At 33.4% G+C, this 12,479-nt stretch carries 13 protein-coding genes; 7 read left to right on the top strand and 6 right to left on the bottom strand.

Annotated features, from left to right (window positions below; translation table 11 throughout):
• Positions 1-15: 15 nt before the first annotated feature.
• From ACLHDF_RS24910 to ACLHDF_RS24900, 3 genes are all read left to right on the top strand, one after another.
• Positions 16-1,347, top strand: a complete 1,332-nt coding sequence (locus ACLHDF_RS24910) for a GntP family permease (RefSeq protein WP_413921255.1) — start codon at positions 16-18, stop codon at positions 1,345-1,347.
• Between the two features lie 142 nt (positions 1,348-1,489).
• A complete protein-coding gene (gene gntK / locus ACLHDF_RS24905; RefSeq protein ID WP_413921331.1) occupies positions 1,490-3,010 on the top strand; it encodes a gluconokinase in 1,521 nt (506 codons plus the stop codon).
• Between the two features lie 90 nt (positions 3,011-3,100).
• A complete protein-coding gene (locus tag ACLHDF_RS24900; protein ID WP_413921254.1) occupies positions 3,101-3,919 on the top strand; it encodes a BtpA/SgcQ family protein in 819 nt (272 codons plus the stop codon).
• 324 nt (positions 3,920-4,243) lie between these two features.
• On the opposite strand, the gene ACLHDF_RS24895 is transcribed toward ACLHDF_RS24900, so the two are convergent.
• The 4 genes from ACLHDF_RS24895 to ACLHDF_RS24880 all read right to left on the bottom strand — a co-directional run bounded on the left by ACLHDF_RS24895 (position 4,244) and on the right by ACLHDF_RS24880 (position 7,997).
• Complete coding sequence (locus ACLHDF_RS24895) at positions 4,244-5,134, bottom strand: EamA family transporter (protein ID WP_413921253.1); 891 nt, start codon at positions 5,132-5,134, stop codon at positions 4,244-4,246.
• A gap of 454 nt (positions 5,135-5,588) precedes the next feature.
• The gene (locus ACLHDF_RS24890; RefSeq protein WP_176586201.1) at positions 5,589-5,999 is read right to left on the bottom strand and encodes a YvaD family protein; all 411 of its coding nucleotides are present in this window, start codon (positions 5,997-5,999) and stop codon (positions 5,589-5,591) included.
• A 31-nt stretch (positions 6,000-6,030) separates the two neighbouring features.
• Positions 6,031-7,104 (bottom strand): acyltransferase family protein, encoded by a 1,074-nt coding sequence (locus tag ACLHDF_RS24885; protein ID WP_413921252.1) that lies wholly within the window; start codon positions 7,102-7,104, stop codon positions 6,031-6,033.
• A gap of 20 nt (positions 7,105-7,124) precedes the next feature.
• Entirely contained in the window at positions 7,125-7,997 is an 873-nt protein-coding gene (locus tag ACLHDF_RS24880) for a class I SAM-dependent methyltransferase (RefSeq protein WP_413921251.1), read from the bottom strand.
• Positions 7,998-8,404: 407 nt separating this feature from the next.
• Here ACLHDF_RS24880 and ACLHDF_RS24875 point away from each other — a divergent pair, with 407 nt between their 5' ends.
• A complete protein-coding gene (locus tag ACLHDF_RS24875) occupies positions 8,405-9,619 on the top strand; it encodes an aminotransferase class I/II-fold pyridoxal phosphate-dependent enzyme (protein WP_413921250.1) in 1,215 nt (404 codons plus the stop codon).
• Between the two features lie 78 nt (positions 9,620-9,697).
• On the opposite strand, the gene ACLHDF_RS24870 is transcribed toward ACLHDF_RS24875, so the two are convergent.
• Complete coding sequence (locus ACLHDF_RS24870) at positions 9,698-10,060, bottom strand: DMT family transporter (RefSeq protein ID WP_413921249.1); 363 nt, start codon at positions 10,058-10,060, stop codon at positions 9,698-9,700.
• Between the two features lie 14 nt (positions 10,061-10,074).
• Positions 10,075-10,632 (bottom strand): TetR/AcrR family transcriptional regulator, encoded by a 558-nt coding sequence (locus ACLHDF_RS24865; RefSeq protein WP_413921248.1) that lies wholly within the window; start codon positions 10,630-10,632, stop codon positions 10,075-10,077.
• 277 nt (positions 10,633-10,909) lie between these two features.
• Here ACLHDF_RS24865 and ACLHDF_RS24860 point away from each other — a divergent pair, with 277 nt between their 5' ends.
• From ACLHDF_RS24860 to ACLHDF_RS24850, 3 genes are all read left to right on the top strand, one after another.
• Positions 10,910-11,338 (top strand): damage repair protein, encoded by a 429-nt coding sequence (locus ACLHDF_RS24860; RefSeq protein WP_413921247.1) that lies wholly within the window; start codon positions 10,910-10,912, stop codon positions 11,336-11,338.
• 54 nt (positions 11,339-11,392) lie between these two features.
• Positions 11,393-12,025: a DNA polymerase thumb domain-containing protein gene (locus ACLHDF_RS24855; RefSeq protein WP_413921246.1), complete on the top strand. Its 633-nt coding sequence runs from the start codon at positions 11,393-11,395 to the stop codon at positions 12,023-12,025.
• A gap of 190 nt (positions 12,026-12,215) precedes the next feature.
• Positions 12,216-12,365: a hypothetical protein gene (locus ACLHDF_RS24850; RefSeq protein ID WP_170960180.1), complete on the top strand. Its 150-nt coding sequence runs from the start codon at positions 12,216-12,218 to the stop codon at positions 12,363-12,365.
• The last annotated feature ends 114 nt before the right edge of the window (positions 12,366-12,479 follow it).

The raw sequence follows: 12,479 nt of genomic DNA, 5'->3' as shown, positions 1-12,479 counted from the left end.
AAGGTGGGATCTTTTATGGGTACAGATATGTATTTGTTAATAATTACATTATTAGCAATTGTAATTGTTATTCTCGGAGTATCATGGTGGAAATGGCATGCATTTATTAGCTTAACTGTAGCAAGTTTATTTTTAGCTATTATGTCTGGGTTATCGATGGATAAAATCGTTGGAGCATATGAAACTGGAGTAGGAAGCGTTTTAGGTCATTTAGTCGGTATCTTAGCGTTAGGTACCATTTTAGGAAAGATGATGTCAGATTCCGGTGCCGGTATGCAAGTAGCAGATTTCTTTGTTAGATTCTTTGGGGTCAAGAAATTACCATGGGCTATGTTATTCTCAGGGTTTATTATTGGTATTCCCGTATTTTTTGAAGTGGGAATTGTAATTTTATTACCTTTAGTCATTTCGATTCGTAAAACAACTCAGCAAAATATTTTATTAATTGCGTTACCCGTAATCGCTGGATTATCCATTGTACATGGCATTGTACCACCACATCCAGGAGCGATGACTGCTATCGGAATTTATAATGCCAATCTAGGAAAAGTGCTTCTCTACTCACTAATCATTGCATTACCAGCAGCTATTATTGCAGGCCCATTGTTCGCAAAATGGGTGCATAAGCGTGTAATTCCTGAAGGAGAGCCAGAATTAATTCGTGTTACCACAGCATCAAAACAGTTACCAGGAACAGGAATTTCGTTCTTTATTATCTTACTACCAGTTATCTTAATGGTACTATCAGTTGTTGTGCCATATATGTCACTACCTAGTGGCTTGACGAAATTCTTTGTGTTTATGGGTAGTCCGGTAATTGCACTTCTGGTTTCCTGTTTTGCAGCATTTTATCTTCTTGGAATTCGTCAAGGGATGGATAAGAATATCATTAAAAAGTTAACAGAAGAATGCTTACTTCCAGTTGGATCAATTATTTTAATCATTGGTGCTGGTGGTGGATTTAAACAAATTCTTATTGATAGTGGTGTGGGTACGTCGATTGCTCAAATGTCTGAAAACTTATCTTTATCGCCAATTGTCTTGGCATTTATGGTAGCCGGATTAATCCGAGTTGCAACAGGATCAGCTACAGTAGCGTTAACAACAGCAGCTGGCATTGTCTCACCAGTTATTGAGCATATGTCGGGTGTAAACTTAGAATTATTAGTTATTGCAACAGGTGCAGGATCCCTTATGTTTTCACATGTAAATGATGCAGGTTTCTGGTTAGTAAAAGAATATTTAGGATTAACAGTAAAAGAAACCTTTAAGACGTGGACTATATTAGAGACATTACTTTCATTTATCGCTTTCGGGGGAGCTTTATTATTTGATATATTTGTTTAAAAACAAAACTCCTTCTACATATTCGTAGAGGGAGTTTATTTTTATAATCAATCAAAGGATTGTAAGGCGGGTCGTTACTAAAAAAAATAGAAGACATCCAATAGGGAGTAATGAGGAGGAAATTAATGTGGGAGATACTTATATTATTGGTGTTGATATTGGTACCACAAGTACAAAAGCAGTATTATATAAAAAAAATGGTCAGTTAATGGAAAGCCATGGAGTAGATTATCCGTTAGAAACACCGACTGTTGGCGCGGCAGAACAAGATCCAGAAGAAATCTACAATGCTGTTATCGAGACCATTCAAAACGTTATAAAGAAAAGTAAAGTAGCGTCAAAAGATATTCTTACTGTTTCATTTAGTTCAGCAATGCATAGTGTGATTGCTATAGATGATGAAGGCCAAGCGATTACAAAATGTATTACATGGGCAGATAGTAGAAGTGCAAAATGGACAGAAAAAATAAAAAAAGATTGGAATGGTCATGAAATATATCTGCGGACAGGCACACCTATTCATCCGATGGCTCCTCTCTCAAAACTTTTATGGTTAAGGTATGAACACTCTGATATTTTTGCAAGAAGTACTATGTTTATATCAATTAAAGAATATATATTTTACCGCCTTTTTGGAAAATATATAGTGGATTATTCTATTGCATCAGGAACGGGCATGTTTCATCTAAATGATTTAACATGGGATGAGGAAGCACTCCGTATTGCTGGGATATCTGCAGAACAACTTTCCAGGCCAGTACCTACAACATATCAAGTAAAAGGACTAAATGAAGAAATTGCAAGTAATTTAGGACTCTTACCTTCTACCCCTTTTGTAATTGGAGCAAGCGATGGCATGCTATCTAATCTTGGCGTAGGAGCCATTGAACCAGGAGTAATTGCTGCGACTATTGGTACAAGTGGGGCAATTCGTACAGTGGTGGATCGCCCGATTGTGGATCCAAAGGGAAGAATATTTTGTTACGCTTTAACAGAGAAGCATTGGGTTATAGGTGGTGCTTCAAATAATGGCGGTATGGTTCTTCAATGGGCTCTTAATCAATTTGGACAAGAAGAGGAGAAAAGTAAACAAAATAGTGCCGATGCATTCAATTTATTCGCTGAGACAGCTACTAAGGCAAATTCGGGTTCAAAAGGGCTTCTGTTCTTTCCGTATGTCACGGGTGAACGCGCTCCACTATGGAATGCAGATGCAAGAGGTTCGTATGTTGGGTTAAGTATTCAGCATAAACGTGAACATATTATACGTGCAACATTTGAGGGAATTTTATTAAATCTATATTTAATTGTAGAAATAGTGGAAGAACTCACTGGGAAAACAAGTGCAATCTATGCGACCGGTGGTTTTTCACGTTCTTCGTTTTGGCGTCAAATGATGGCGGATATCTTTGATAAAGATGTATATATTCCTGAGAATTATGAAAGTTCATGTCTAGGTGCTATGGTGCTTGCTTTGTATAGTCTCAATGAAGTAAATAGTCTCTCAGCTGTTTCCACAATGATTGGAAATAACTATTATCATCAACCGAATAAAGAAGAAGTGGCTTGCTATAATGAGTTGAAACTCATCTATTCACGGATAGCAAAAAATATCACTAAAGACTCCGAAGAATTAGTTGGTTTTCAAAAAAAATGGTCATAAAAGTTGAAAAAGATGAAATTAGAGTTTAATAAAGTATAAAATTAAAAATTTTTATCGAATCATATACTGTAAATTATTAGGAGGAATATTATGACGTGGTTAAAAGATATTATTGGTACTGAAAAAGCAATTATTGCAATGTGTCATCTCCTTCCATTACCGGGTGATCCTTATTTCAATAAGGAAAAAGGTATGGACTATGTTGTGGAGATGGCAAGAAAAGACCTAAAAGCTCTTCAAGATGGGGGAGTGGATGCAGTTATGTTTTCAAATGAATTTAGTTTGCCTTATCTAACAGAAGTGAAGACAGAAACTGTTGCTGCGATGGCGCGGATTATTGGCGAATTAATGGGGGATATTAGAGTACCGTTTGGCGTAAACGTATTATGGGATGCAAAAAAATCATTGGATTTGGCTGCTGCCACAGGGGCAAAGTTTGTTAGAGAAATCTTTACCGGTGTATATGCAAGTGATTTTGGAACATGGAATACAAATGTGGGCGATACTATTAGGCATCAATACAGGATTGGTGCAGAAGATGTAAAATTGTTATTTAACATTGTACCAGAAGCAGCTAAATATTTAGCTGATCGAGATATCGAAAGTATTGCTAAATCTACCGTGTTTAATAATAGACCGGATGCTTTATGTGTATCAGGATTAACAGCTGGATCACAAACAGATACAGAGATATTAAGCCGTGTAAAAGATATAGTTCCAGAAACAATTGTATTAGCAAACACGGGTGTAAGATTAAGCAATCTTGAAGAACAATTATCTATTGCTGATGGCGCCGTTGTTGGAACAACATTTAAATATGATGGAAAATTTGAGAACCATGTGGATGTTACAAGAGTGAAAGAGTTCATGGATAAAGTTAAAAATTTTCGAAATAACCTTATCCTATAAGTATAAATCTCAAGGATTAACATGCAAAGGTTGCATGTTAATCCGATATGTTGCTTACCTTTTCGAATGACTCTCGGCATCTTTTTACTTTTATCCAGCTCTTTAAATCCAATAGGATAGGCCTGACTCCTATGTAATGTTATTATAAGAGTACTTTATACGCGAAAATGTAAATTGTACAGTGAAAAGTCTCTGATAATAGTAAAGTGAAGGTAGCGATATAATTTCACTAAGTATAGTGTAACATTTACTTATGGAAAAGAAGACTTTTTATTTGTGTATCTTAATATACATCTATCTTATAATAGTTTTTGCCTCAACCAATCAATATCCATTTTCAGATAAGCGAATATGAAGCATTTGAATATTTGGATAAGTAATCCCCAATAGAATGATGGCTACGCCGATCCATTGAAGTAAGGACACAGCTTCATGCAGAATACATGTGGACATGGTTACAGCCATTGGTAGTTCTGAGGCACTTAGAATGGTGCCTAAGCTTCCACCGATTTTGGGCATACCAATATTAAATAAAATAGGGGGAATAAGTGAACCAAAGAACCCTGTGAGAAGACCGTATATCCATAGACCATTGGTAAGCTCATCGTTTATAAGAAACACCGGAGGTAAAAAAATAAATATTATTAATGAAGCTCCCGTTGTCATAATGGCACTTTTGTAAATTGGGTGAATAGTTATACCCGTACGTCCACTTAGGAAAATAAAAAAAGCAAATGATAAAGCAGTAAGCATCCCAAAGCTGATACCAGTAAGTGAAAATGTCATTTCAGTTTTTAAAAAGCCAGAAGCAAGGATAGAACCGAAAAGGATGATTCCTGTTGCAATTAAGTTCTTACGGTTAGGTACTTTCTTGTTAAAGATATATTGTAAAATTATACTTATCCATGTAAATTGCAGTAGAAGAATAATGGCAAATGAAGCATCAACATAAATAAGAGTTTGATTATAGAAAATACCTGTTAATCCCATAGGTATCCCACTTATCATTAAACTTAGCCACTGTTTATATTTTAAGCGTACCTTTGGAACAAAAATTGAAATGCCCCACAACATGATAGAGCCCATAAAATATTGACATCCTGTTATTTCATTTAAACTCAATCCTTGACTATATCCTATTTTAACAAACGTTGATACTACCCCATATGAACAGCCACCTAAAAAGACAAGTAACGCATAGCTCCAAATTTTCATTATTAAATCCTCCATAAAACGAAATAAAGCCACCCATCTCCTAGTAGAGATGGGTGGCGAAAAGTAAATTGACAAATTCACATAAAAATCCACCTGCTGTAAACTTTTTTTACAGCTTTTAATTATTTCAATACTTTATATTATAAAATCCCTAGCTCTATCCAGCAAGCTAAAATAGGATTTCTTAATATACTCTTTTGTTTGTATAAAATATAAAAGGTAATTAAGCATATGTTAAATTGTTTGATAAAAATATATGATTTATTTTTTACTCTTACTGTGGAGAAATGAAGAATTCATTTACATATTATAATTCACAAAAAACTAGTTAAGAAGAGAGGGTTCCTATAATATATCTTATGTTAAGTGAAGTATATAAAAAAGAAAGCCTCCTCAGGAGGCTTTAATAACTCTTTAATAATTACTTACATTCAAACTGATTTTACAACCTTTCTTACATGGAAAGGTTGTTTTTGTGATTACCGTTATCCTTTATAAATAGTTTTATAAAGAATAGGGGATAAATCATCAAATACAAATTAAAGGCCCACCAGGTTAAATCGAAATCTTTAATAAATGCCCAATACGCAATAGCTTGTAGCCCTGAGCAAAATGTTAAAACAAGAGAAATTAAAGCGTATCCCTTCCAAGATTCCTTGTTTCGCTTATATAGATATAGACTAAATAATCCAGTAAATGAAATTAGAATATCTAAAGGGAAGAAAGACCAGTTCCATGCTATGATTATGGGATTATCATAATCTTTGAAAGCTGCACTTTTAGGTATCAATTGAAAGTAAGTAACAATCCAGTAAACAATAAACCCTATATCTGTGACAAGAAAAAAAGGTTTTAAAAATTTCATTTTCTTACCCCCATTCAATGCTAAATTTAGCTTAAATAATTTTGTTTAGCTTAGGAATTTTTAATAAAAATACACTAAGGAATAATGAAACCGTAAACGTAATAAGAACAACTAATAATACTTTAAAGAGAATATCTACATCTAGGTTTTTAAAAAGTAGTTGTAGACTAACTATAATAGGTGCTTGAATGATATAAATAGAATAGCTAGATCTACTAGTTATCTGAAGAAAAGAATTATTGTAATTTAACTTTTTGTGAAAATAATACAATACCTTTAGTATTACCCCTATATAAGTGAATGGTTCCCAGAAGGAATAATATAAAGATTCGAGTGTAAACCCTCCATAGAATCCTTCTAAACTAGAGGAATATGTACTTACTATAAAAAACATTATTGGCATTGTTAAGATTGAAATTAGTGAAACTTTATAATATAAACTAACTGTTTTGTTATCCATTTTATTTAACCAATTATTTCTATAAGCAATAATCCCTAATAAAAAAAGAATGATATATTGAGGGAAATAGCCTAAGGAAAAATCATGTATATAGAGTCGATTTGTCGGAAAGAAAAGTCTAGTTACAAAGTTAAAGAACCCCATAAAGATTATAAATAAGAGAATATTTTTAGAGCTTGGAAACTTATATTCCCTTACATTTAATGTGAAAAATTTTCTTGTAATAGCGTAAGCTAAAGTAAAATAAAGTAAAGCAACTATAAACCACATGTTATAAAACCCTAATGAATCAAAGTAATTTTCTTTTCCTACCAAATTAATACATAAGGGATTTAGTAGGAAGAAGTAAAATAGAGCAGGAATAAGTAATTTTGGAATTCTATCTTTAAGGAATTGATAAAACCCTTTATTATCATAGGATCTAGGTGAAAAATAGGCTGCAATAAAGAAGAATAGGCCCATAAAGAAACTTTGAAATATGGCATTTAAAAGAGTTAGTATTGATGTTGATATAAAATTATTTGAGCTTTCTATGTAATACCAGCCTCCTTCTCCGCCATAGGCACTATTTGTATGAAAAATAATAACTAAAACAGCAAGAAAAGATTTTATATTATTAATGTAATGCATTGTGTCTTTTCCCACAGTGATCACATTCCTTTCGTTTACAGTGCTTTTGAAGCAATGCCTGCCACATATGTATGACTTAAGTTTAACTCTCCATTTTCTTTGATTATGATGTCAACTTGATTCTTTATATTTGTTAGTATTTCTGTTTCTCTATTTCTATCTAATACATCCAAAAATCCAGCAGCAGCTCCTGAACGTAAAATCCACTCAATTGCCTCATCTGAATTTTTACAAGGTAGTGGTTGCTCACCTTGCCATGAACTAACTATTTTTAATTTAGATTTCTCAAACCATTTTTCTAATATTTTATTGCTAGATGGCAACTCAATCCTAATATATCTTTGCAAATATGAAGGGTCCTTACTTAACACTGTTTCAAATGCCTTCATTAAAACTTCTTCGGAGTCTACACGTGTTTCAATAATTCCTACTTGTCCATTATCTTTTAAGACACGGTTAACCTCTTTCATAAAGTTAACTGGGTTTGTATAACATATAGCCCACCCACATACTACAATATCAAAACTTGCATCGGGCATTTTTTTTAAAAAATTCATCATATCATCTTGAGCTGTTTTTATTTCTAAGTCACTAAATTTTTTTAATTTATTACGTGCGATTTTTAACATACCAATAGATTGGTCTACAGTTGTAATGGAACCCTTTCCGTCCAACATTTGAGCAATTTTATTAGTAATAAATCCTGTTCCACAAGCGAGTTCTAATACATCTTTCCCTGGTTTGATATCCATTTTTTCGATTAGATTTAATGAGTGTTCTCCCATAGTGCTGGAAAAAAAAGAGTCATAATCTCCACTAGCATTATCATAGTCCCCAGAGCTGTTAGCATTTTTCTTTGATAACATAAACCATCCCATGCGTAGAGCTAATTTAATTTTATTAACCATTAAAACCTCTCCTAATCAATCTAATTTTTCAGAAATTAATACTTTTTCATTCTTGAAGTTAGTAATGAACTAGAACATTTGACCCTCTCTACCTCCTTTATAAATACTTTTTTGGTACTTTATTCAAAAAACGTTCTGTTATTATAGCACTTTATTATCATATTTTATTGAAAATTTTCAAAAATATTGTAGAATTATGAATAATTAACAAAAAATTTACACTTTATTCAATAAAGTGGATTAAAATGTAATAAGGTTACATGATTAGTATGACATGATAAGAAAGACAAAATTACTCTTTTTAAAGTCATTGAAAGGGGGAGGTAAATTACTTTATACCTACTATCAATACAGTCGCTTAAGTCACTTATTAAATAATACTTAGGAAATTTGGAGGAAACATGAACATGGATATTTTTAAAAAATGTTTTGATTGGGATTATGTAAAGCAATTAAGAAACAATGACACTTATCCATATTTCAAATCTCTTGAAGAAAAGCTTGGAACTGAGACAATGGTTAGTTCTACAAAAATGATTATGATTGGTTCTAATGATTATTTAGGACTGTCAAATGACTTACGTTTAATTGAATCGGCTGCATATGCTACAGAGAAATATGGGACATCTTCTTCTGGTTCTCGATTTCTAAATGGATCTTTAACATTACATCAGGAACTGGAAGAAAAGTTAGCCACATTTTTAAATAGAGAAAAAGCAATTGTATTTTCCACTGGTTTTCAAACAAATCTAGGAGCTATTTCTTCTTTAATTGGCCGAAATGATTTCGTCATAATTGATAGAGATGTCCATGCTTCTATCGTTGATGGTATACGTTTAGGCTTTGGTAAAATGAAGAGATTTAGACACAATGACATGTTAGACCTGGAAGAAAAGCTAAACTCTATACCAAGTAATGCTGGTAAATTAATTATTGTTGATGGAGTTTTTAGCATGGAAGGTGATTTAGCAAATCTTAAGGAAATCGTTAGGTTAAAAAAGAAATATAATGCCCGGCTATTAGTAGATGATGCTCATGGCATAGGAGTACTAGGTGAAAATGGGCGCGGCACATGTGAATATCTTGGTGTAGAAAATGAAGTCGATATTATCACCGGTACATTCAGTAAATCCTTTGGTAGTTTAGGAGGGTTTGTAGCAGGTGATAAAGATGTTGTAGATTTTATTCAACACAAAGCCAGAAGTATGATTTTCAGTGCTAGTATGACCCCTGCGAGTGTAGCAGCTACATTAACTGCATTAGACATCATAGAAACAGAGCCTCAAAGAAGAGCGAGATTGTGGTCTAATACTAATAAATTCACAGCTTACCTTCGACAATTAGGCTTTAATACTGGATTAACCGAAACACCAATTATTCCAATAATGATTGGCAATACTTTTCAAACTTTTTTATTTTGGCAAGAGCTTAGTGCTCTAGGTGTTTACACTAATCCTATTATTTCACCTGCTGTATCAGAGGGAAGTGAGTTAATACGTACTTCTTTAATGGCTACTCATACAGAAGAGCAACTTCACAATGTTTTAGAAATTTTTGAGTTAGTAGGTAACAAATTAGAAATGATACAAACTATGAATCAAAACGTTCTAATGAAATCGTAAATATTAACTTGTTAGCCCTTATTTAAAAAGTATTCTCCTGTAAGTATCTCTATATATTAAAGAGATACTTGCAGTGATTTATTTAGTTTGTTGTTCCAGAGTGGATTTACTAGTAGAAGCTTCTTTTTCCCCAGTCATATTTAATGTCACTACACCGATGATAATTAAAGCTATAGCAACAATCTTTAGAGGGCTTACACTTTCATTAAAGTACATAAATCCGATTAGAGTAATGACGATAATACCCATACCTGACCAAATAGCGTAAGCGATTGAAACTTCTAAACTTTTTAAAGTTAGCGTCAAAAAGCATAGACTACAAATATAAAAAATAATAAGCAGTACACTTGGTATGACTTTCGTAAAACCGTCTGATAATTTCATGGTTGTAGTACCAGCAACTTCGAAAAGAATTGCTAAACACAGATAAATCCAATGCATTTTTCTTCGCCCCCTTATTTTTTTATAGAAATGCCATTCAAAAGAATATCTATAACAGAGCTTAATATTTCACTCATTGTTAATTTATTTTTTAGAGGAAAGCTTGGTTGATAAATTTGATTTATTGCTCCCAAATATAACTCTATAAACAAATGTAAATTGACCTTACGTATAACGCCTTTTTCCATTCCCTCTTCCATAAGTTTTACTACTAGAGCCCACTCTTGTTTTAAAAATTCATCTAGCCTAACCCATTGATTATAGTGAAGTCTTTTTAAATCTACTAATAAGCGAATATCCATCACATTAAATTCTTCTGGGACACATACAAGGACTTGAGTAATTTTTTCAAGTAAATCGATGTTTTCGTTATGAGCAATTTCTTCTTCTTTTTTCTTGATCTGTATTATAAGATTTTCAATTACTGATTCGATTATGGCGTCTTTAGAGTCAAAACATTGATAGATTGTTCTTTTGCTAGTTCCTAAATTCTTAGCTAAATCGCTAATAGTAAATGCAAAACCTTTTCGTTGTATTAAATGAATTGCTTCTTTAGTAATTCGTTCGTTCATGAATATCCTCCGTTTGGTACCAAAGGTAATTTATTAGTACCAAATGTATTATATAATATAAAAAACCAAAAATAAACATTAAATGTTAAAAATAAACATAAATAAAGAAATTTTTAAACTTTGAAGAAGATTATGAGGAAAAAGAGGATTAATAGCATTTGTTTACTTACATAACCTTAGCAATAATCGAGAAAACTTTAGAGTTTTCATTGAATAAAGAACATTCGTTCGTATATAATATAGAGAACAAATGTTCTTTATTCAATGAGTACTTTCAATGGAAGATGAGCAGCTACCAAACAGAGTGATTATTTTTATAGATATGAAATCGTTCTTTGCCTCGGTTTCCTCTGTCATACGGGGGTTAGATCCGTTGAAAACAAAGCTTGCAGTCGTAGGAGATATCAAACGGTCGGGGTCAGTTGTGTTAGCTGCCACACCCTTATTAAAGAAAGAAGGGATCAAAACAGGAAGTCGTCTTTTCGACATTCCTAAAAGGAAAGATATCCATGTCGTGAATCCATCCATGGAGAGATATATCAAGGCTTCGAACTATATTTCTAGTTTGGTATTACAGTACGTGGCTCCTGAGGATTTTCATACGTATAACATTGATGAGTTGTTTATTGATGCCACAGCTTCCTTGCATTTGTTCGCTCGTACACCAGAAGAATTAGTCCATAAAATCATCCATGAGATTTATTGAAAAACACGGCTGACAGCTACCGCAGGCATCGGTCCGAATCTCTTACTGGCGAAGGTGAGCTTAGATCATGAGGCCAAGAATAGCCCAACAGGGGTTGCGTATTGGCGATATGAGGATATTCCCTTTAAGTTGTGGTCCATTCATCCGATGAAGGATTTATGGGGGATCTCGTCTGCTACGGAAAGACGCTTACATCGGTTAGACATTCACACCATCAAAGAACTTGCTCTTTCTTCAAAGGAGATGTTACAAAAAGAGTTTGGCATTTTAGGAGAAGAACTTCACCAACATGCGAATGGCATTGATTTTAGTCGCATTTCGGATGTGTACATTCCTAGCTCTCGTTCCTTTGGAAAGAGTCAGATTCCCTTTCGAGATTATACAAGCCGAAAAGAAGTGGAATTATTGCTATTGGAGCTATTGGACGATGTGTGTTTTCGTTTACGTATGCATCAAGTGGTGGCTCAAACTATCCATTTATCCATTGGCTACAGCAAACAAACAGGTGAAGGCTTCTCCAGACAAAGGAAAATGGGAAGAGCTTCAAACTTAAGCCAAGATATTTCCCTTTATTGCTTAACCATCTTACATACATATGATAATGGAATGCCGATTCGCTCCATTGGAATTTCGTTATCTAATACTAGCATTCAAGAAGAAGAACAAATGAGCTTATTTGAGGACTAAGAGAGGCCAATGCATAACAGAGACGGGATTCATTCAGTTTGTTGATTCCCTTGGGGATTTATTTATTTTCATTGATGACGTATTTGAGTTAAAGAATAAAATGAGGTTAAGCGAGCTCATCGATGTTCGCTTGGCTTAGTTCCTGAAAAAATCGTGTGCAGGAATCATTTATTTGGGTGGAGGTACATTCATGTACAATTTTAGAGTATACACGTTACGTGACGGTTCAAAGAGAATCATTAAACTAAAAGAAGGAGAGTCATTTAAAGAGGAACTCCAAAGAGCCGGTATTCAAGAAACGCAAATTTTCCAGATGCAACTAGTGGAAAAACCAGAGTAATTTTAATATACACCTTTTATATGGCTGTAATTGTGTTAGTCCAATAAAAGCCAAATAGAAAAGAGTGATCAACCTGGAAGAAATAAAAGAGTAAGAAATAGATCTTGATAAAGT

The sequence above is a fragment of the Priestia megaterium genome, assembly GCF_046599315.1.
Classification (GTDB): Bacteria; Bacillota; Bacilli; order Bacillales; family Bacillaceae_H; genus Priestia; species Priestia megaterium_F.
The sequence above is the reverse complement of the archived record's forward strand: the minus strand, read 5'-3'. Positions and strand labels throughout refer to the sequence as shown.